This is a genomic window from Streptomyces sp. NPDC043908, from assembly GCF_056435525.1.
Genome location: NZ_JBWKEI010000015.1, coordinates 1 through 21,521, shown reverse-complemented (window position 1 = coordinate 21,521; position 21,521 = coordinate 1). Strand labels below are relative to the sequence as shown.

General features: G+C 67.1%; 16 protein-coding genes. 13 read left to right on the top strand and 3 right to left on the bottom strand.

Going from position 1 to position 21,521, the window contains the following annotated elements:
- Positions 1–5: 5 nt before the first annotated feature.
- The 6 genes from fabI to AC069K_RS28400 all read left to right on the top strand — a co-directional run bounded on the left by fabI (position 6) and on the right by AC069K_RS28400 (position 5,029).
- Positions 6–782 (top strand): enoyl-ACP reductase FabI, encoded by a 777-nt coding sequence (gene fabI, locus AC069K_RS28425; RefSeq protein ID WP_478621142.1) that lies wholly within the window; start codon positions 6–8, stop codon positions 780–782.
- A 35-nt stretch (positions 783–817) separates the two neighbouring features.
- Positions 818–1,060, top strand: a complete 243-nt coding sequence (locus AC069K_RS28420) for an acyl carrier protein (protein ID WP_358831025.1) — start codon at positions 818–820, stop codon at positions 1,058–1,060.
- Entirely contained in the window at positions 1,057–2,283 is a 1,227-nt protein-coding gene (locus AC069K_RS28415; protein ID WP_478621139.1) for a beta-ketoacyl-[acyl-carrier-protein] synthase family protein, read from the top strand. The genes AC069K_RS28420 and AC069K_RS28415 overlap by 4 nt, the downstream gene beginning before the upstream one ends.
- Complete coding sequence (locus AC069K_RS28410; RefSeq protein ID WP_478621137.1) at positions 2,280–3,260, top strand: beta-ketoacyl synthase N-terminal-like domain-containing protein; 981 nt, start codon at positions 2,280–2,282, stop codon at positions 3,258–3,260. Before AC069K_RS28415 ends, AC069K_RS28410 begins: the two co-directional genes overlap by 4 nt.
- Positions 3,247–4,044, top strand: a complete 798-nt coding sequence (locus AC069K_RS28405) for an acyl-CoA thioesterase domain-containing protein (RefSeq protein WP_358831028.1) — start codon at positions 3,247–3,249, stop codon at positions 4,042–4,044. Before AC069K_RS28410 ends, AC069K_RS28405 begins: the two co-directional genes overlap by 14 nt.
- Before the next feature lie 67 nt (positions 4,045–4,111).
- Positions 4,112–5,029 (top strand): TIGR03854 family LLM class F420-dependent oxidoreductase, encoded by a 918-nt coding sequence (locus tag AC069K_RS28400; protein WP_478621135.1) that lies wholly within the window; start codon positions 4,112–4,114, stop codon positions 5,027–5,029.
- Between the two features lie 283 nt (positions 5,030–5,312).
- Here the strand turns inward: AC069K_RS28400 and AC069K_RS28395 are convergent, their stop codons facing one another.
- Positions 5,313–5,615 (bottom strand): hypothetical protein, encoded by a 303-nt coding sequence (locus AC069K_RS28395; RefSeq protein WP_478621133.1) that lies wholly within the window; start codon positions 5,613–5,615, stop codon positions 5,313–5,315.
- A 1,419-nt stretch (positions 5,616–7,034) separates the two neighbouring features.
- Between AC069K_RS28395 and AC069K_RS28390 the strand changes: the two genes are divergently transcribed.
- From AC069K_RS28390 to AC069K_RS28360, 7 genes are all read left to right on the top strand, one after another.
- On the top strand, positions 7,035–10,586 hold the full coding sequence (locus AC069K_RS28390; RefSeq protein WP_478621131.1) for a LamG-like jellyroll fold domain-containing protein: 3,552 nt from the start codon (positions 7,035–7,037) through the stop codon (positions 10,584–10,586).
- A 90-nt stretch (positions 10,587–10,676) separates the two neighbouring features.
- Positions 10,677–17,180, top strand: a complete 6,504-nt coding sequence (locus AC069K_RS28385) for an RHS repeat-associated core domain-containing protein (protein ID WP_478621129.1) — start codon at positions 10,677–10,679, stop codon at positions 17,178–17,180.
- Between the two features lie 81 nt (positions 17,181–17,261).
- On the top strand, positions 17,262–17,507 hold the full coding sequence (locus AC069K_RS28380; protein ID WP_478621128.1) for a hypothetical protein: 246 nt from the start codon (positions 17,262–17,264) through the stop codon (positions 17,505–17,507).
- Positions 17,508–17,948: 441 nt separating this feature from the next.
- Positions 17,949–18,311: a hypothetical protein gene (locus AC069K_RS28375; protein WP_478621126.1), complete on the top strand. Its 363-nt coding sequence runs from the start codon at positions 17,949–17,951 to the stop codon at positions 18,309–18,311.
- A gap of 64 nt (positions 18,312–18,375) precedes the next feature.
- Entirely contained in the window at positions 18,376–18,753 is a 378-nt protein-coding gene (locus tag AC069K_RS28370) for a hypothetical protein (protein ID WP_478621124.1), read from the top strand.
- 238 nt (positions 18,754–18,991) lie between these two features.
- The gene (locus AC069K_RS28365) at positions 18,992–19,534 is read left to right on the top strand and encodes a hypothetical protein (protein WP_478621122.1); all 543 of its coding nucleotides are present in this window, start codon (positions 18,992–18,994) and stop codon (positions 19,532–19,534) included.
- Positions 19,535–19,823: 289 nt separating this feature from the next.
- Positions 19,824–20,090 (top strand): hypothetical protein, encoded by a 267-nt coding sequence (locus tag AC069K_RS28360; protein WP_478621120.1) that lies wholly within the window; start codon positions 19,824–19,826, stop codon positions 20,088–20,090.
- Between the two features lie 318 nt (positions 20,091–20,408).
- Here AC069K_RS28360 and AC069K_RS28355 read toward each other — a convergent pair whose 3' ends face one another.
- Positions 20,409–20,702, bottom strand: coding sequence for a hypothetical protein (locus tag AC069K_RS28355; RefSeq protein WP_478621118.1), 294 nt, complete (start codon positions 20,700–20,702; stop codon positions 20,409–20,411).
- A 638-nt stretch (positions 20,703–21,340) separates the two neighbouring features.
- A partial coding sequence (locus tag AC069K_RS28350) for a hypothetical protein (RefSeq protein WP_478621116.1) occupies positions 21,341–21,521 on the bottom strand: 181 nt, incomplete at its 5' end.

The following is a 21,521-nucleotide window of genomic DNA, read 5'->3' as shown; positions in this document are numbered from 1 at the left end:
GAGGCATGGGAATTCTCGAAGGCAAGAACATCCTCGTCACCGGGGTGCTCACGCAGAACTCCATCGCGTTCCACATCGCGCGGATCGCTCTGGAACAGGGCGCGCACGTCCTGCTGACCGCCTACCCCCGGCGCGGTCTGACCGAACGCATCGCCAAGCGGCTGCCCACCGGGGCGCACGGCCCGGTCCCCGTCATCGACCTCGACGTCACGGACACAGCGCAGCTGCAGGCGCTGCCGGACCACGTACGGGAGCACGTACCGGAGCTGCACGGTGTGGTGCACGCGATCGGCGCTGCGCCGCCGTCCGCCCTGGGCGGCAACTTCCTCAACGCTTCCTGGGACGACGTGGCCCTGGCCGTGCACACGTCGACGTACTCCCTGAAGTCCCTGTCGGTGGCGTGCCTGCCTCTGATGAAAGACGGCGGATCGGTTGTCGGCCTGGACTTCGACGCCTCCCAGGCCTGGCCGCTGTACGACTGGATGGGCGTCGCCAAGGCGGGCCTCGAATCCTGCTCCCGCTACCTCGCCCGCTACCTCGGGCCCCAGGGGGTCCGCGTCAACCTGGTGGCCGCGGGCCCCCTGGACACACCCGCCGCACAGGGCATCCCCGGATTCGGGGACATGGCCGGCGTCTGGGCGGATCGTGCCCCGCTGGGCTGGAACACCGCCCACCACGCCCCCGCCGCCAAGGCGTGCGTGGCACTCCTGTCCGACTGGTTCCCCGCGACCACCGGCGAGATCGTCCACGTGGACGGCGGAGTCCACGTCATGGGCGCCTGACCGACCGCTACGCCCCGAAGACCGAGGAGAACGACATGGTAGAGATCACGCCCGACCTGCGGGAAAGCGTCAAGAAGATCGTCTGCGACATCCTGGAGGTCGAGCCCGGCGAACTCACGGAGACGACGCACTTCTACGAAGAGCTCGGCGTCGACTCTTTGGCCGTCCTCGAGATAATGACGGCCATCGAGGACAGCCTCGGCATCACCATCGAACAGGACAAGGCCAAACGCATGGTGAGCCTGGCCGCGATCCACGACGTCCTGGCCGAGGCATGACAAGCGGACTCGAACGCGTCGTGGTGACGGGCCGCGGCCCGGTGTCGAGCATCGGCGTCGGCACGGCGGCGTTCACCGAAGGGCTGCGGTCCGGACGCAACGAGGTCGCGCCGCTCACTGCGTTCGACACCACCGGATTCGCCCACTCCCTGGGCTGCGAGGTCACCGGGTTCGACCCGGCCGACTGGATCGCGCGCACCTCGGTGGAGACGCTCGGCAGAGCCAGTTCCTTCGTCGTGGCCGCCGCCGCGATGGCTCTGGCTGAGGCCGGGCTGACCGGTGAGGACCTGAGAGACCGGCCGGGTCACATCGCGGTGGGCACCGCCGACGGCGAGTCGCAGGATCTCGACGCGCTGGCCGAGCAGACCCTCCTGCACGGAGCCGACCAGATGGACCCGGCGCTGGTGGACCGCGCCTGGACCCACCGGCTTTCCACCTCCATCGCCTGGGAGTTCGGGCTCCAGAACGTGGCCCCGATAACGTTCCCGACCGCCTGCTCGGCCGGGAACTACGCCATCGGGGACGGCCTCGACGCCATCCGGCTCGGCGACGCCGACTACGCCCTGGTGGGCGGCGCCGACGCCGTGTGCCGGCGCTCCTTCGCCTCGTTCCACCGACTCGGCATCATGTCGCCCGACCGCTGCCGTCCCTTCGACGCCGACCGCCAGGGCATCCTCAGCGGCGAAGGGGCGGGCATCCTCCTCCTGGAGAGCCTGACCTCGGCACGCGGCCGCGGGGCGACCATCCTCGCGGAGGTCTTGGGCTACGGGATCAACTGCGACGCCCACCACGCCTTCGCCCCCGAGGAGAAGAGCATCCAGGCGTGCATGGAGTCCGCCCTGCGCGACGCCCGGGTGGCCCCCGGCGATGTGGACCTCATCTCCGCCCACGGCACCGGCACCCCCTCCAACGACGTGACCGAGGTACGGGCCATCAAGGCGGTGTACGGCGACAGCCCGCCCCCCGTCGTCTCGCTGAAGTCGATGCTCGGACACTCCATGGGCGCCTCCAGTGCCCTGGGCGCCATCGCCTCGACGATCGCCATCAACGAGGGCTTCCTCCCGCCCACCGTCAACCACCGCACCACGGACCCGGAGTGCGCCATCGACTGCGTACCCAACCACTCCGTACCCGCCGACGTGACGATCGTGCAGAACAACGGCTTCGCGTTCAACGGCAACAACGCGATCACCGTGTTCGGCCGCTTCGAGGAGACGCCGTGATCATCACCGCATGGTCGGCCCTGTCCCCGTACGGAACGGAGGACCAGGCCTTCGCGGAAGGAACCACGGCACGACGTCCGCTGCCCGACAAGCCCCGGCCGGTACCCGACTTCGAGCCCCGCGAGTACCTCGGCCGCCAGGGCACCCGCACCATGGGCCGCGCGACCGCCCTGAGCATCGCGGCAGCCACCCGGCTCCTCACCGAAGACGTGGACCCGACCCGCACCGGCCTGGTCCTGGGCACGACGAACGGCAGCGCCCAGAGCATTCTGGAAGTCAACCGCGCCTCACGGGAGCGCAAGAGCCCGCACCACGTGCAGCCCTCGTCCATCCAGAACGCGACCATGAACAGCATCGCGGGGCAGACCGCCATCTGGCACGGGCTCCAGGGCCCCAACGCCACCCTGGCCGGCGGCACGACGACCGGACTGCTCGCCCTCGGGTACTGCAGGCGACTGCTGCTGACGGGCCGGGCGGATGTCCTGCTCGCCGGGGCCGTCGAGGAACTGAGCGAAGCACGCACCTGGGTCCGGAGCGGCACCGCTCCGCTGGCGGAAGGCTGCGCCCTGGTCCGCCTTGAGACCGACGCCACGGGCGGCTTGGCCGAGGTCCTCGCCGTCACGTCGCTGGTGGTCACGGACGGCGACACCGGGACCGCCGTGCGCAGGGCGGCGGAGCGGGTGCTGGACCGCGCCGCGCCCGGGCAGGTGTGGGCGACGATGGGCTCGGGGACGGGGGAAGACGCGGAGTCCACAGCGCTGACGACCGTGTGTCCACAGGCGACGCGGCTGCCGCCGGTGACAGAGGCGGTGGGGCAGCTGCACTCCGCGGCGGGTGCCTTCCAGCTAGTCACCGCCCTGACGCGGGCGGCGGACTCCGGCCCCGGCGACCGGGTCGTGCTGCTGACCTCGGCCGAACATCAGGGGATCGTGGCCGCCGCCGTGGTCCGTATCAAGGGAGAGAATGTTGTCGCTTGAAACAGCGTTCACCGTCACACCGTCCGGCTCCGGCTTCCAGGGCGTCGTCGGCGAGGAGTGGCTGTTCGCCGACCGGGTCTTCGGCGGCTGCATAGCGGCGTTCGCGAGCCAGGTGGCCCGTGCCGCGGCAACCGGTCTCGTTCTGGGCGGCATCCAGGGCGCCTATCCGAAGGCCGCGGCACCCGGACCCATCGAGGGCCGCGTCGAAACCATCCGCAAGGGCGGGAAGAGCGAGCTGCTCCGCATCGACCTGCTGCAGGACGCCGAGCGCGTCTTCACCGCCGACGCCTGGATGCTCGACCCCCGGCTGGTCACGGACGACACCTCCGCCGACGACGCCTCACCGCCGGACTCCGCGCCGGAGGTGACCTGGCTGGCCGACGAGGTGGCGTTCTTCAAACACCTGGACGTACGAGCCGTGGACTACCCGCTCAGCCCGGCCGGGCTGGGGGACGGCAAACCGCTCTGTGACGTCTGGGTCCGGGGCCGCCCCGAGCTCATCGGCGGCGCCACGCACGGGGCCGCCGTGGACCTGCTGCTCTTCGACAGCTTCCTTCTGGAGTGCGTCTTCCGCAGCGAAGGCCTCGGTACCGTGCAGCCGATCACGCTCGACCTGGGCGTCCGCTGGAGTCGCCACGTGCCCGTCCACGCCTGGCGCCGTCTCACCACGACGGCGACCCTGACCGAAGGCGTCGCCCTCGCCGAGGGTGTCACCGCCGCAGCCGATGGCACGGTCCTGGCGAAGGCCACCACCCTGGGGCGGCTGCTGCGGGCCCGGCCGTGAGGCGACCGCGCCCGGCAGGCGGCACGAGGGACGCAGCGGCGGCGGGATCCGAGGCCGGGGTGCCGCGATGAAGGTCCGCATCGGTGTGGGCAGCGTGCCCGAGCGTGCCGCGCGGTCGGACCGTCCCGACCTGGGCGCCCTGGTGGCGGACGTGGAGGCACACGGCATCGACTCGGTGTGGTTCTCGGACCTGGTCTCCGCCCCCGACACGCTCGACCCCTTGGTTGCCGTCGCCCACGCGGCCGCTGTCACCACACGGCTCAAGCTCGGCATGGGCGTGCTGGTCCTGCCCGGACGCAACCCGGCCCTGGTCGCGGCACAGCTGGCGAGCCTGACGGCCCTCGCGCCGGGCCGCGTCCTGCCCGTCTTCGGGATCCGCCCCGCCCGGCACCCCGACCGGACGATGTACCCCGTGCCGACCGGGCGCCGGGCCGCGGTGTTCGAAGAGGCACTGAAGGTGGTGCGGGCGCTGCTGACACAGCGGGTCGTCACCCACCACGGCCAGTTCTTCCACCTGGAGGAGGCATCGGTCCCACGGCCCACGAGAGCGCTGGACCTGTGGCTGAGCGGCCGGGTACCCGTGGCCCTGGACCGGATCGGCCGTCTCGGCGACGGCTGGCTCGGCAGCAACATCGGTCCGCGGGAGGCCGAAGCGTGCCGTGCCCGCATTGTCCTCGCCGCCGAACGCGCGAACCGGACGATCGACGAAGACCACTACGGTATGTACCTGACGGTCGTCCAGCCCGACACCGACAGCGCTGCTGTGGACGCCCTGCTGACCCGCCTCCGCCAGGACCGCCCCGATGTGCCCGACCCCCGCACCCTGCTGTGCTGGGGCTGGTCCGACGCCCGGGCCCAGCTGCGCCGTTACATCGACGCGGGCCTGTCGAAGTTCGTGATCCGCCCCGCGGGGCCGGTGACCTCCCGCCAGGCGTTCCTGGAGGAGTTCACGGCGATACTGAAGCCCCTCGAGTCCGAAGCGTGATCGGGACATCGTCCCCTGCGGAGCCGCGGCCGTCGACTCCCTGGACACGGTGTTCGGCGCGGCGGGCGCCTTCGAACCAACGGGTAGCCTGCTCCCGGCGCACGGCGTCACTGACCTTTGCGCTTCAGGGTGACGATCGGCACTGCACAGTCGTCTGTATCGCTGGGGTGGGGCTATGAGCTTGATCCCTCTTCGTTCCAGCCGCTGGTCGATGGTGGGGGCCCCTCCAACCCCTCCACCGCCCCAACCACGGCACTGCCAGACCCCACTAGTGCTGGATTGCTCAAAGGAGGTACACATATCGTCGGCGTAAGAGGCGAGTTGATGGTGCGGGTCGCCCCCATACCCAGGGCCGGGCTCGGGTGTTGAGCTGGGCTGTTGCGAGGCGGGTGGCTTGGTCGATCTCGGGTGGTCCGGCGAAGGACTGGCCGGCGAGGGCGGCCTTGCGGAAGATGCGCCACCAGCCTTCCTGGAGGTTGAGCCAGCAGGCGCCGACAGGAATGAAGACGTGCCGGATCCTGGGGTGGCCCTCCAGCCAGGTCCGGGTGGACAGGCTGTTGTGGGAGGACAGGTTGTCGGTTACCACGTAGATGTCACCGAGAGGTCACGCACCAACTCGTAAGGCCAGCCGCGGCGAGACGGGTGAAGACGCCAGCGTCCACGAGCTCCCCGCAAAGCGCACGACAAGGAATGTCGCCGCCATGAAGCAGGCTCCGGGCAAGGCAGCTATGGCCTCGAAGAAGACGGCTACGAAGAAAACAGCCGGGCGCAAACCGAAGAGTGCCTAGCCAGGCATCGCCCCCCGCACCCCCAGGGGGCGCCGTCGGTGCGCGGGCGTCAACCCGAGGCCAGCAGTGGCCCCGGCCCGGCGGCCGCCCCAGCGCCGTGGCCGTCGCCAGACTCGCGATCGTGACCGCTCCGAACCACCCAGGCACCGCCCCCGAGGACCTGCCCGACGGGGCGGCCCGGATGACAGTCGGCACCGGCCGCGTTCGCTTCTCGCTCTTGCGGTGGGCCCTTGCCCCGCGCACCACGTGGCAGGCGCGCCGCCTGGCCGCCGATTTCGGCCGGACTGAGCCCTGTGGCGTGGCACCGCACGCTTTCAGCGTGGACGCCGGTATCGGCGTCGGCCAGAAACCGGGGACATGGGGGGCTCTACCAGGTAGGGGCTCCGGTGCCGGGGTCTGGTCGTCCGTCACGGTCACGGCCCCGCGGTTGCGCGGGCCGTGACCACCCGCCCCCGGCATGTCAGAGTCGTACGACTTCGCCGGGCGGATCTTTCATCACCTGGCTGTCCGGCTGGCGCAGCACCCGTTAGACCACATCCCGCATCGTGCTCCTGACGCTCACCGCAGCGCCTCCCGTCCTGGCCACGTGTGGTGGTCGGGGGCGATATACGGCCGAGGCTCAGCCCTTGTCGTGGAAGGTCGGGGCGTTGGAACCGGCTGGTGTCCACCATCTATGCAGCCTTGGGCCGTGAGCCGCTTTCTCTCTGGGCCTGACCACGGCCTCCGCGCCGCCCGTTGCTTCGACGGGGGGCATTGTCAGTGGTGTCGTGCATGATCAGCCGTATGAGACCACCATCGCCGTCTGGTTGGTGACCTAGCCGGAGGGCCGGCTTGCTCGACTGTGCCCGGAGACGCAGCTGATGAGGAACGTGGCTCTGGGCTCGGAAGTGCTGCTCGGGCGTCTGCCGGTAGCCGCGCTGCTGGGCACCTGTCCTGCAGCGACCCTGCTGCCGGAGTCTTTTCAGTGTCTCTCGATGTATCTCCCGGCGGGGCTGACGCAACGTCAACTCCGTTGCGCCGCAGTTAGTTTGCTCCAGGTTGCAAGGATATAGGCAAGTTCTGGCTGATTTCAGGCCCTTAAAGGCCTAGTCGGCGAAGTAAGTGAGAGGTAAGGTCTCCTCTCGATCTTCATCAAATTTTCAGATTGTGAGTTCTGTGCAGTGAAGAGATGTAGGCGTCGTGGGGGAGCGGCGCGGGGAAGGGCCACGGTTGTAGCGGTGCTGCTCGCAGCAGTGGGTCTGTCTGCCGGGCCGCTGAGCGGGAATCATGCTGCGGTAGCGGCGGCCGCTGCAGAGCGGGATCCCGCCGGTACCTCCGGCGAGGAGGACGAGCCGAAGAAGGCTTTCTGGCAGAACGACAAGCTGCCTACGCCTTCTGCGGAGCAGAAGGCGTCGCAGCGGGCCGTGGCCGAGGGACGCCGTGTGGAGGTGTCAGGGCTGACGAATGAGTCGAGCCGGGTGCTCGCCAATAGCGACGGCACGTTCACCATGGAGTCTTCGCCGGTCGCGGAGCGGGTGCGCAAGAACGGTTCGTGGGTAGCGATCGATACGACGCTGACTCAGCGTTCCGACGGCAGGATCGTCCCGAAGGCGGCGCAGGACGTTGTGCTGTCCGGGGGAGGTGCGGCCGATCCGCTGGCAAAGATCACGCGGGACGGCAAGACGTATGAACTGGGAGCACCCTGGTCGCTGCCCAAGCCCAGGGTCACGGGTTCGCTGGCGGTTTACGAGTCGGTGCGGCCCGGCGTCGATCTGGTGGTCCAGGTGCGCCCCGACGGGTTCACGCAGAACCTCGTCCTGCGCTCCCGTGAGGCGGCGGCCGATCCGGCATTGAAGTCGGTCCGGTTCCCGGTCAAGACCACCGGCTTGACGGTCAGGACCTCTTCTGGCGGCAGTGTGTCGCTGGTCGACCGCGCTGGCCACCCGGTGTTCTCCAGCAGTGCCGCACTGATGTGGGACTCGGCAACCGGAGCCGCTGCTGCGCCGGCACTCCGCTCCGCAGTGAAGCCGGTCGTGCACGCGGCTGCTGTCGGAAACGGTAGTCCAGTGGTCCCCGAGCCGGGGGCCCGTACGGCGCTGGCGACCGTCTCGCTGAGTAACGGAGCTCTCTCGGTCGCCCCCGACCAGAAGTTCCTGGCATCCGCTCAGACCTCCTATCCAGTGGTGATCGATCCGCCGGCCGTCAGCGCGACGCTGACGGGATGGACGTCGATCTGGTCGAATTCTCCGAACACCTCGTTCTGGAAGACCTCCCATGCGCTGGGTGTGGGCTACGACGCCTGGGTGGACAACAAGCAGTCCAAATCGCTCTTCCAGTTCGACACCCGCCGTGTGGTGGGCAAGAAGATCGTGGATGCCACATTCACGGCTTATGAGATCTGGTCGGCGAACTGCGACAAGAAAGACGTCACTCTCTACCGCACCAGCCCGATCTCCGCATCGACGACGTGGAACTCCCGGCTGTCGTGGAAGTACGTGAAGACCGTGTCCGCAGCCAAGGGGTTCTCCGCCGACTGCCGTGACGGTGACGTGGAGTTCGATGCGACCTCGGCGGTCACCGACACGGCGGGGGCCAAGTCGTCGACGACGACCCTCGCACTGGCGGCCAGCGACAAGGATCCGTATGCGTGGAAGCAGTTCATGTCACCCACCGACGACCGGGCGACCAGTGACCGCAAGCCGCGCTTGTCCGTCACCTACGTAACCCCTCCGGGGGAAGCGCCGTCGTATGTGAAGCTGTCCGACCCGAACCTCGCGTGCTCGGCAGCTTCCAGTCCCGCGATGATCCGCACCACCTCCGCCCGCCTGACGGCCACGCCCACGGGCGGCGACGGCGGCAACAGCATGTTGCGGCCGAACTTCGAGCTGTGGGACGGCAGCACCAAGCTCAACATCGCCCAGCCCGGCACCTGGACGGCCAGCGGAACGGCCGGATCGACTCCAACACCCACGTTGACCAGCGGCAAGACCTACCGCTTCCTGGCCCGGACCGAGTACCAGTACTCATGGAAGGGCAAGTCCTACTCCCTGTACAGCCGGGATTCGCCTTCCTGCTACTTCACCGTCGACACAAGCGCGCCACCCATGCCCACCGTGACGTCCCAGCAGTATCCCGAATGCGCGGGGACGACGTGTGACACCTCTGCGGAAGCTGGAGGAGTAGGGTCCCCCGGTACCTTCAAGATCAGCGCAGGGGCTTCGGATGTCCGGCGGTACGACATCTTCCTGAACGGCCTGCCTCTGGAGAGCAAGCAGTTCTCCGTCAACACCCCGACCTACGAGCGGCAGATTGCTCCGGACAAGCGGATGACGAACACGCTGCGCGTGCAGACATATGACGCGGCCGGCAACGCCAGCGCTGCCCGCGACTACCTCTTCAAAGCCGGGCCAGGAGCACCGAACGTCGGCCAGTGGACGCTGGATGAGAACTCCGGTACCACTGCGGCCAACAGCGCCGACGCCAGCAGTTCCCTGACTTTGAGCCAGCCGTCCTGGACCCCGAAGGGTCGAGTGGGCGCCGCCCTCAAGGGCATGGGTACCGTCTCGGCAGCCACGCCCGGACCGGTGGTGGATACCGCACGCAGCTTCTCCGTGAGTGCCTGGGCGCGTTTGAACAACAAGACCGGCCAGAGTGTGGTGCTGAGCCAGCGAGGCAGCGCCACCGGAGCGTTCGCCCTGTATTACTCGCCCGGCTACGACCGCTGGATCTTCAACCGGTCCAGTGCCGATGCGCAGGGAAGCGAAGTCGCTCGCGCTGTGGGCCAGCACTCGCCGGTCGTGGGCGCCTGGACCCATCTGCTCGGTGTCTACGACGCGCAGAACAAGACGATTCAGCTGTACGTCAACGGCCGTCCGCAGCAGACGACGGGCTCCAGCGCAGTATGGGCAGCGAAGGGGCCCTTTGAGATCGGCCGCTGGGAGGGGACCACGCAACTGTCTGCCGATGTCGACGACGTGCGGGCATGGAACCGTGTTGTCTTCCGGGACGAGCTGTCCTCCCTGGTACATGCGGAGGACCCCAACACCGGTCTCCCGCGCGCGGGCCTTCTCGCGCAGTGGGGACTCGACGAGACCTCAGGCAGGTCTGCCTCCGACAGCAGTGGCAACGGGAACACCCTCACGCTCGAAGGCGGCTCCGTATTCGAGTCGACCGGTGACTACGGGCACGGCAATGTCCTCACCTTGGACGACACGCTGGAGTCATACGCCACCGCGCCAGTAGCCCTGGACAACAACGGCAGTTTTACGGTCGCTGGCTGGGTGAACCTGGCGCACTACCCGACCCTGGACGACACCAGTGCGGAGCACTCTCCGACGGTGATCTCCCACCCGGCAGCCCAGCAGGACGCGTTCCGCCTGTGGTATCAGCAGGCAGCGGGCCAGGAGACCGGCCGCTGGAACTTTGGATACCGCTCTCTTGACAGTACGGACAGCGCCGGTGCCACCGCGAGCTCCAGCGAAGTCACCCGGCCGGCGGGATGGGTCCACGCCGTCGGCGTGTACGACTCCACCAAGCGTTCGGTCAAGCTCTACCTGACGGGCCAGCGCCAAGGCGACGAAGAAGGCGTCACCGGTACTCCCTTCATCAAGGGCGTCCTGCAGCCCACCGGACCGATTAACCTCGGACGTGGGCACCAGCAGGGCAACGCCACGCTGGGCAATCTGATGTCCGGCCAGCTCGACGACATGCGCGTCTACGCCGGCATCCTGTCCGACGCGGAGATCACCCAGCTCGCACTTACGGACGAGCCGCCGATCGAAATCGGCTGACCTTTCCCAGACCACTCGACACCTAATCATTCACCCCAGCGGGGTGTGCCCATCGTGCACACCCCGCCCTTCAGAATGCGGAGAATCCCCGTGTCCGGCACACCATCCGTGCTGCGCTCGTGGGCATGGAGCAGGGCAAGTCGCCGCCGCATGGCGGCCGTCGCCCTCCCCGTGACCACAGCCCTTGTCACCACCTTGCTGGGGATAGCCCCAGCCCAGTCGGCTGAACGTGACCCCAGTGCGCTACCAAAGGCGAAGTTCGGCAAGGCCAAGCCCTTTGAAAGCCGAGCAAGGAGCCTGGCCGATCCAACCCGCCAGGCAGATGCCAAAACCCGCCAGCGTGCCGCGCAGAAGGTCACCTGGCCAGCAGCCGGACAGGCCAGCGTTGCCCTCTCGTCCGCTGCATCGAAGCCTGTGCATGCCGCTGGCCTACCAGTCGAGGTGTCCCGTCCGACCGTGCCCGCACTGCGGGCCAGCAGCGGACGGAGCCTGGCTACCGCGCCCGCACGTGACACCGGGCCGGCGAAGGCCGAGGTGCGGATCGCGGACCGTGCCACGACGGCCAAACTCGGCATCAAGGGCGTGGTCCTGGCCGTAGGACGCACCGACGGCAAGGCCGACCCCGCCGCACTGTCCGTCGGCCTCGACTACAGCGGCTTCGCGCAGGCCTACAGCGGCAACTGGTCCTCACGACTGCGCATGGTCCAACTGCCCGCCTGTGCCCTCACCACCCCGGACAAGCCGGCCTGCCGCACCGCCACTCCAGTGCCCTCCACCAACAGTGCGACGAAGCAGAAGGTGACATCGCAGGTCACCACCCCCAAGGCATTGCAGGGCCGCAGTAGTTTCGCGGTGCTGGCCTTGTCTGCGGGAGCATCCTCGGACCAGGGCACCTATGAGGCAACCCCCCTGTCCCCCTCCGCCACCTGGGCCGGCGGCGGTTCCAACGGCGACTTCACCTGGTCCTACCCCCTGGACGCCGTCCCTGCCCCCGCAGGCCCGGCGCCGAAGCTCTCTCTCAGCTATTCGGCACAGAGCGTCGACGGCCGTACCTCGGCGACCAGCGCTCAGCCGTCCTGGATCGGCGAGGGCTTCGACCTGCCCACCTCCTACATCGAGCGCTCCTACAGCACCTGTGCCGACGAAGGACAGGACAAGAAGTACGACCGGTGCTGGCAGGAAGACAACGCCTCCCTCGTCCTGAACGGCAAGGCCAGCACGCTCGTCAAGGACAAGACGACCGGCACCTGGCACCTGCAGAGCGACGACGGCGAGCGCGTGGCGCGCGGCACCGGAGCCCCCAACGGGGACGACGACGGCGAGTTCTGGACCGTCACCGGCACCGATGGCACGCAGTACGTCTTCGGCAAGAATAAGCTGCCCGGCTGGACCTCGGGCAAGCCGGAAACCAACTCGGTGTGGACCGTGCCCGTCTTCGGTGACGACGCCGGTGAGCCCGGCTACGACGCGGGCGACACCTTCGCCGACCGGGCCAAAACCCAGGCATGGCGGTGGAACCTCGACTACGTCGTCGACCCCCACGGCAACGTCATGACCTACTGGTACGACAAGGAGCTCAACTCCTACGCAAAGAACGGAACCACCGACAAGGGCACCGAATACACCCGCGGCGGCTACCTCAAGCGCATCGACTACGGTCAGCGCACCGACACCATCTTCTCCACCACCCAGCCCGCGGCCGCCCGGGTGAAGTTCACCGTCACCGAGCGCTGCCTGCCCGTGCCAGGCAAGGAGACCTGCGACAGCCTGGGCGAAGGGAACCGGTCCGCCTGGCCGGACGTGCCCTTCGATCAGATCTGCAAAAAGGACACCGTCTGCACCGACCAGGCATCCCCGTCCTTCTTCTCCCGCAAGCGCCTGACGGCAATCACCACCCAGGTCTACAAGAGCACGGGAACCGGTGCGGACACCGACTACCGCGACGTCAACACCTGGGCACTGGAACACCAGTTCCCCGACCCGGGAGACGGATCCAACCCGGGCCTGTGGCTGAAGTCCATCCAGCACAGCGGCGTCTCCGGAAGCCAGGTCACCCTGCCGCCGGTGACGTTCACCGGCATCCAGCTGCACAACCGCGTCGACAAGACCGGCGACGACATCCCGCCCTACATCAAATGGCGGGTACGCACCGTCACCTCCGAGACCGGTTCGGTACTGACGGCCAACTACTCCGCCCCGGAGTGCATCGCGAGCAGCAACATTCCCTCCGACCTGGACAAGAACACCAAGCGCTGCTACCCGGTCAAGTGGATTCCACCGACCAACCCCACCCCCGGTGAGGACCCCAAGCCGCGCACCGACTGGTTCCACAAGTACGTCGTCACCCAGGTCACCGAGTCCGACCCGACCGGCGGCGCCCCACTCAAGCAGACCGACTACACCTACCACGACGGCGGCGCCTGGGCGTACGACGACCAGTCCCCGATCACGAAGGACAAGTACCGCACCTGGGGCATCTGGCGCGGCTACCAGAAGGTCACCACCACCAGCGGCGAAGCCGCCGGTACCCGCAGCAAGAGCGTCAGCCTCTACTACCGCGGCATGAACGGCGACAAGCAGGCCGACGGCACCACCCGCAAGGCCACGCTCACCGACTCTCAGGGCACGGAGGTCACCGACGCAGAAGAGTTCGCCGGCCAGGCCCGCGAGCAGATCACCTACAACGGCACCGACGGCGGGGAGGTCAGTGGCTCCATAACTACCCCGTGGTCCAAGAACACGGCCACGGCCCCCCACGCATACGGCACCGTGCGCGCCTACATCGTCCGCACCGCGAAGGAAACAAAGCGCACCCCCGCCCCCGGCGGGAACCTGACCTCGTCCACGCTCACCACGTACGACGAGACCAACGGCCTGCCGCTGAGCGTGCAGACCGAGGGCGCGGGCAGGACCGACTGCACCCGCACCGAATACGCCAGCGACTCCAAGACGTGGATGCTCTCCTACCCCAAGCGGGTCGAGCAGGTCTCCGTCGCCTGCACTACCGCGCCCAACCGCACGGGCGATCCGAAGACAACCGACGTCGTTTCCGACGCCCGCACGTCCTATGACGACCAGCCGTGGGGCACTGCTCCGACTCGTGGCGATGTCACCGCTACCCAGCGGGTCGTCGGCTACACGGCCGGCACAGCCGACCTGCAGACGGTGACCACCGCCAAGTTCGACATCCTGGGCCGGCTGACCGACCAGTACGACACCACCGGCACCCACGTCAAGCACACCGAGTACACCCCCGCTGCAGGCGGTCCCTTGACCGCGACCAAGGAAAGCAACGCGCTCGGCCACACTGTCACCACCGAGATCCAGCCCGACTGGGGCGTCAACCGGTCCAGCACGGACCCCAACGGCCGGCGCACCGAAATGGCCTACGACGGCCTCGGCCGCCTCACTGACGTATGGCTCGCCGACCGCGACCGGTCCGCCGGACAGATCCCGAGCAGCAAATTCGAGTACACCGTCCAGCGCGACCAGGCATCCTGGGTCGCCACCAAGTCCCTCAACAACGACGGCAAGACCTACAAAACCTCCTACGCGATCTACGACGCGCTGCTGCGTCCGCGTCAGACGCAGGCCCCGGCCGCCGTCGGCGCCGGCCGGGTGATCACCACGACGAAGTACGACACCCGCGGACTGGAAGTAGAAACCGCAGGCGACTACACCGACACCACAGCCCCCAGCGGCACACTTGCCACGCTGTTGACTGCCGCTCCGTCCGGTGTCCAGAAGGTGTACGACGGCGCAGGCCGTCCCACCGCCGAGATCACATTGGTCCTCGGCAAGGAGTTCACCCGCACCACCAGCACCTACGACGGCAACGCCACAACCGTGGAAGGCCCGAACGGAGCCTCCGCCATCCGCGAGGAGGCTGACGCCCGAGGCCGACTGGTGGAGAAGCGGGAGTACGACGGCAACAAGGCCACCGGCGCCTACACCAAGCTCACCTACGGCTACGACAAGTCCGACCAACTCACCCAGGTCAAGGACACTGACGGCAACACCTGGAGCTACGCGTACGACTTCCTCGGCCGCAAGACCGCAGCCACCGACCCGGACGCAGGCACCACCAGGACCGAATACAACAACCTCGACCAGATCAGCGTCACCCAGGACCCCCGCGGCAAGATACTCAGCTACACATACGACGCGCTCGGCCGCCCCACCGGAAAGCTGACTGACCGCATTCCCGTTGTCGGTGGCAAGCCCGCCATTGACGACAGCAAGTACCTGGCGCGCTGGAGCTACGACACCGTCGCCCTGGGCCGGCCGACGTCGGCCATACGCTACGACGGAGGCAAAAACGGCAAGGTCTACGCCGTCACCAACGCCGCCTACGACAAGCTGTACCGCACCCTCAAGCAGCAGTACACGATCAGCACCAGCGAAGGCGCACTCGCCGGCACCGGCATCTACACCATCAACAACCTCTACAACCTCGACGGCACCCTCCAGCAGCGCGTCATCCCCGCCATGGGCGGACTGCCGGCCGAGACCTTGACCTACGGCTACAACGCCCAGCGCCAGCCCGAAACCCTCCAGGGCATCACCGGCATCGTCCGCGGCACCGACTACCTGCCCACCGGTGAAAGGATCCGCACCACCCTCGGCGTCTCCTCCACTGCCAAGTGGACCGAGATCAACAACAGCTTCGAAGACGGCACCAAGCGCCTGGCACGCCAGACAGTCGTCTCCGAATCCCACAGCGGCACTGACGCCGACACCTACTACCGCTACGACAGCGCCGGAAACCCCATCCAGGTCGAAGACCGCTCCACCACCCCCGGTGACAAGCAGTGCTTCACTTACGACGGCCACCGACGCCTCAAGAGCGCCTGGACCGCCACCACCGACTGCGACACCACCCCGACCAGTGGCAACGTCGGCGGGATCGCCCCGTACTGGAAGTCCTTCACCTACGACAGCGCCGGTAACCGCAAGACCGCCACGGACTACCTCGCCCAAGGCGGACCGGCCACCACCACCTACGGCTACGACGCCAAGACCGGCGACACGCCCCGCCCGCACCTGCTGTCAAGTACCACGACCGCCCCGGCCAACGCCAGCCGTCCCACGACGAGCTACAGCTACGACGAAGCCGGCAACACCACCACCCGCACCATCGGAACCAAAACCCAGAACCTGACCTGGGACGAACAAGACCAACTCATTAAGGTCACGGAAGCTGACAACACCCAGACCAGCTTCCTCAACGACGCCGATGGCAACCGGCTCATCCGCCGCGACACCACCGGCACTACCCTCTACCTCGGCGAAACCGAACTCCGCCTCGACAAAGCCACCAGTGCGGTCCAAGCCACCCGCTACTACAGCCACGGCGGCCAGACCGTCGCCATGCGCACCCCCAAGTCCCTGACCTGGATGTGCACTGACCATAACGGCACCGCCAACCTCCAGATCGACGCCACCACCCAAACAGTCACCCGGCGCCAGACCCAGCCCTTCGGCGAAGCGCGCGGCACCCAGTCCACCACCTGGACAGGCGACAAGGGCTTCGTCGGCGGAACCCAAGACCCGACCGGCCTCACGCACCTCGGCGCTCGCGATTACGACCCCACCACCGGACGCTTCATCAGCGCCGACTCCATCGCGGACCTCAAAGACCCACAGCAGATCAACGGGTACGCGTACAGCAATAACAATCCCGTCTCATTCGCTGATCCCAGTGGGAAGTTCCTCGGTATCGAATACGTCCTTATCACCATCGTTGCTGTAATAACCATCCAGGTTGTTACAGGTGGCGGCGGTGGCGGTGGCGGTGGCGGTGGTGGCGGTGGTGGCGGTGGCGGCGGCCCGTGGATGGGCGGAGGTTCTGGCAACTATGTTGGCGGCGGCGGCGGAGGCACCGACTGCAGTGCCACATACCCCGCCTACAAGCCCAACTGCCATTACGAACCCCTCGACCCGCGCCCGCAAGGAAGCTTCAAGGACTTCCTCGGGGGAATCGGGCACAACATTGCTGCTGCCGGCGAAGCCCTCACCAAGGTCAACCCGTACTGCTACGTCGAAGACTGCGGCGGCGGCACGGAGCAATACGACGACTTTGTCACCAAGCACGGTGTGGATAAGAACACCAAGGCGTTCGATGCAGGTGACGCTCTTGCTGAACTAGCCGGCTTCTTCAGTGCGGCAGGGTCACTTAGGCATCTCGGTGAAAAGTTGCTGAAGGGGGGTGCTGAGAAGGCGGCTAAGGGTTCACGGAAAATTCCCCCTGCGTCAGTGAGTGGTCTTCCAGAAGTTGATGACCTCTTGGCGTTGGGCAAAGCAGAAGACAAGAACAACTATACGCGCGCAGGTCACGAGCTTAAGAAGCATGCGAGCCGCGCAACGAATAATGGGCAATGGCCAAAGCCTACAGGTAAGCAAAACCCCTGGACCTGGAGTGAGCTTGGGCAAGAGACTCTAGAGAAAATTCTCAGGGATCCGCGGGTAGCAGTGCAGCGGTACACCAGTAAGTCTGGTGAGAATCTCCTCGAGTACCATGTGCCATGGGGGGGCGTCCAGTTTAGGCAGCCTGGTGGCAGCGGAGATTGGCAGCTGCACTCCTTCAGGGATTAGAGTCACGTTCGTGGTGGCCCACCCGTATGCGGTGGGCCACCGATCTATATTTTTGGGAAATTTGCCCAGGAGGACTGAGTTATGGGATTCTATCGATATTGCGGTTCGTTGATCGAAGCTGTGGTGCTGAGTGACGGTGTTCCAGGGAGTGAAGATTCGGTTGTGGAATTTTGGGACCTTACACCTGGAGGGAAGGGTGAGATGGTGCACATTCGTAAGGTTCTCAAGAGTGAGTATTTGGTCGACTTGCTGGGGGGGGATAGTCCGGGTGATGAGTTTATCGAATGGGCTATTTCGGTAGCCAAGGCAGAATTGTGTGATGAATAATCTCTATGTTTGACGGGAATGTCGCTCTCCGGCCGTGATCGGTAGGCGTGGGTTGGATTGAACTGCGACTGCCTGCTGCATTGTAGGGGCGGTCGTACTGTCACTGTGCCGATCTAGATCGCCATGTGCCGCGCGGGCCGACGGGCGGCGCATAGGCAACTGCGGCCGCCAGGAGCGCGGCTGTGGCCGTCGCGAAGGGCGCCCATTAGGTGGGAGCCATAGGCCAGCATGGAACAGCGGGCCTATGGGGCCAGCCAGCAGGCTGAAGGTCACCAAGGGCGCCGGATCCCGCGCGCCGCAGAGCTCGCCATGGTTTTAGGCTCGTCGAGTCGGCTCAGGCCCGCTGGCGGGCCGTCACGGCGCCCACCTTGTCCCGCTCGTCCGCGCCGGTGCGTATTTCAGCAAGGGCCGCCTGGTCGAACACGAGGAGCTCGCCGCCTGATGGACACCCCCGAATCGATGACCGACAAAGAGCTTGCCGAGATCGAGGATGTGGCGAACGCAGCGACCCCGGGTCCCTGGTATGTCCGTCAGCTCGACGACGACTTCGCCATGAGCCTGGTCGCCGTCAGCACCGTTCCCGACACCGGGCTTGGTGAACGCTGGCCGGACTTCGACCAGCACGAGATCGTCGCTGCCACTCTCATCCAGCAAGCTCGCTATGTCGATGTCGCCGATGAACGGTGGGACGAGAACGCCCAGTTCATCGCTGGCGCCCGCCAGAACATTCCACGTCTGGCCGCCGAGATTCGACGGCTCCGCCAGCTACTCGCAACCAAGGATCAGGGCGTCAGCGACTCCTGACAGGGACCCTCAGTCCACAGGAATCGACAATTCCTCGGATCCCGTCCGTGAGATCGTCGTGCATGTGACCGAGTCCTGGGTGATCAATGGCCACTGCCCTACCCCTGTGTCGTGCGAGCAGGTGCTGGAAGCTCTTCGGTCAAGGATCGACAGCGGACAGCTTGAGACATGGCTGACCAGTTCGTCGGGACGGCCGCTGGCCGTCGTGACCAATACCCAGCGCGCGATGGTGATGCTCTTCGACGAAGAGAACGATTCCGGCGAGCACGCGGTGGACCCCGGGGCTCTGGGGTCGAGCGGCGGGTTCGTCCTCGCGAACGGGCAAGACGACGAGTACCCGGATGGGAACACTGTTCCCATCCGGGTACCCTTCAGGCTCGTGAAACACATCATTGGCACGGGATGCTGGCCGGCCGACGGACCCCGGGCGGCCGATCGCTGAGCGGTCCACCGCCGTACCCAGATGACGAAGCGGCGCCCCGCGAAGACGCTTTCCCCCGTACAACTCCGCACAACGAGTCGAAGTTCCTCCCCCTTGTGCTTTGCTTGCGATACCAGACCAAGGCAAAGAGAGGATCTCCAACTCGTCGGAAGGCGCTGACGGCCCGCCAGAGTGACCCCTAGCATGGGCTGCACGGGAGTCGGCAGCGGCTCGTGCTGTACGCGAGGAGGAGCAACGCATGTTCGAGACCTCCCCGGATGCGGCGCTGGAGCACCGACCGGACTATCCCCCCAAGACCCCGACACCGCCGAAGAAGCCGCCGTCCCCCTTCCCGCCCGAGCCCAGCACCATCCCGCTGCTGCAGGACGCGCGGGCGCGGGTGCGGCTGGCGAACCGCCGGTGTGTGAACTGGCCGCTGGAATCTGCTCCGTGGACTGCCTCCACCGCCCAGCGCCGCATCATCGAACAGCTGCATGCCTGGGGATATCGCCCCGAGGAGGCGGCGGTGCGAGGGGTGGTGGCCGCTCTGATCGCTCCGGCGGTGGCGGATGAGGGCCGGCGTATCAGCGTGCACCTGGCCGACGAGGGTGATCGCGCCTGCATCCTCGTCCTCAGCCACCACCACACCCCCGTCACCAGCGCGGAGCCGTCCTTGACCGCGGTGGCCAGCTCTCCCTCGGTCGCGGCGTGCGGCACTGACCGGGCCCCCGACGGTACCCGCCTGTGGGCGGTCGTCGACCTCGCCGCGCCCACCTCGCAGACGGTCCGTCAACACCCTTAGGGACAGGATCAGTTGAAGGCCATGGCCCCTCCCGAGAGCCGAGCCGGTACCACCGATGCCGCCAGGGACGACGCACTCATCGGCATCGGCACCGACGGAACGGCTACCGCCGTCAACGTAGACCACACGCCACACATCCTCGTTTGCACCGCCACCGGCACCGGCACCTGCAACGACAGCACCACGATCCTGCGCACCCTCAGCCGCCCAGTTCCTCCACCAGGGCGCCCATGCCCTGGTCCTCGACGGCCCCCTGGTCGCTCACCTCTGGACCAAGGACCTGCCAACGGTGACGCACCGCGGCAGCGTCGCCGGAATCCACAACGCCCTGGTCGGCCTCGCCGCCGAACTCCATCGCCGCCTCCACCTCGACAGCGCCGTCGACGACGCGCCCCGCCCGATAGTCGTCCTCGACCGGGCCGACGACACCATGCGGCACCTCGCCCGCTACTGGGAGGCCTTCCGGCAGAAGGACGACCGGAAGAAGTCCCCGGCCATCACTGCTCGAGGACGGCCTGCACGCGGGACGCCAGGCCCGCATCCACGTCCTCTATAACGGCCGCGCCGCCGGCAGCCTCGCCCCGGCCGCCCGAGAACACTTCGCCACCGTCATCCTCACGCGCGTCAGCGCGGGCACCTGGTAGCGGCTCGCCCCGGTAGCCGGCCCCGCCCCCAAGAGCAGCGCGCACCCGGGCCGCGCCCGCGTCGCCCAGGACGACGCCGCCCACCCGACGCCACCACTGCCTTACGCCTGGACATCCTGGATCCGGACGACTCCCTGACCCTGCTCACCCGCACCGCCACCACACTGGGCCACGGGCCATGGACGGCGCCGCCGACCTGTGCGCCGATGCCCGGAATGGCTCGCTCGGGGCTAGGAGACCTTGCCGTAACGGGTGAGCGCGGCAGCCAGCAAGCTTCGCGCTTCGGGCAGCAGATGCCCGTCGTTGGGCAGGAAGTGTCGCACCACCTGCACCCTCAGCAGCCAGGAGTCCTGGCTGTAGACGACGACCTCCAGATTGAGTGTGTCGTTCGCCGTGAGCATCGCTCCAGTAGGTGGTCCTAGACTTGTTACCTGCAATGCCTCGTCACCTGCGGCGGTTCTTCTTGGTTGATAGAGCGACTGAAACGCGGCTGCGGATGCCGTGTGTTCGGTGTCCTGGTCCACGGAGATCTCGACGAAGTCGTCGCCGTGCCTGAAGTCACAGTGGTTAATGTGCCCGTAGCCTGACACGTCGTTCTGGAAGCGTGATGTCTTCTCGGGGCCGTTGCCGAGGCCTGAACGCAGGTGGCACGGTAAGGCTTGCCCTGCTTGTGAACGGGGCGTGTCAGCGACGGATTAAGGCGGCCTGTTTCGGGGCGTCGACCTTACTGTCGCGCGTCGGCTGGCGGCCGCGCTGTGCCGCCCGTCCAGCGGGCGTCTGGTGGGGTGCTTACCCGGTAAGCACCCCACACCGGCTGTCGCGTGCCACGGGGGAAGGACCGGCGGCCAGGCAGACCGCGAGTCGCGCGGGTGCCGTACGGGCGACATGAGGGGGCGTCAGGCCGTGGCGCGCGCACGAGCCTTGACAGAGGGGCTACGCCCAGACAACACCCGCAGAAACGAGGACAGCGGACTGAGCGCTCCCCCTCCAGCCTTAGTCCGCCCCGCCCTCAGTGTGGGGGTTGCGGGGCTTGCCGGGTGTGTGCCACGGTGGGGTCTCAATTCAATAGGGGATGGTCCGGGGAGGTGAATGCGGTATCCCAGACCGGAAATTGACGAATCCTCAGAATACGGAAGTCGAAAAACCGGCCTACCCCCACCCCCTAGCCAGACCAATTGAATTCGCGGAGCGAATTCAATTCGGGCCGGATCGCGGAGCGATCCGGCCCCGGGCCAACGGAGTTGGGCGAATATTTCGGCGGAGCCGGAATGCAGAATTGCGGAGCAATTCTTGTTTCCGCCGCGTAGCGGCGGCGCGTCGTGTCTGCGGAGCAGACCGCGCGC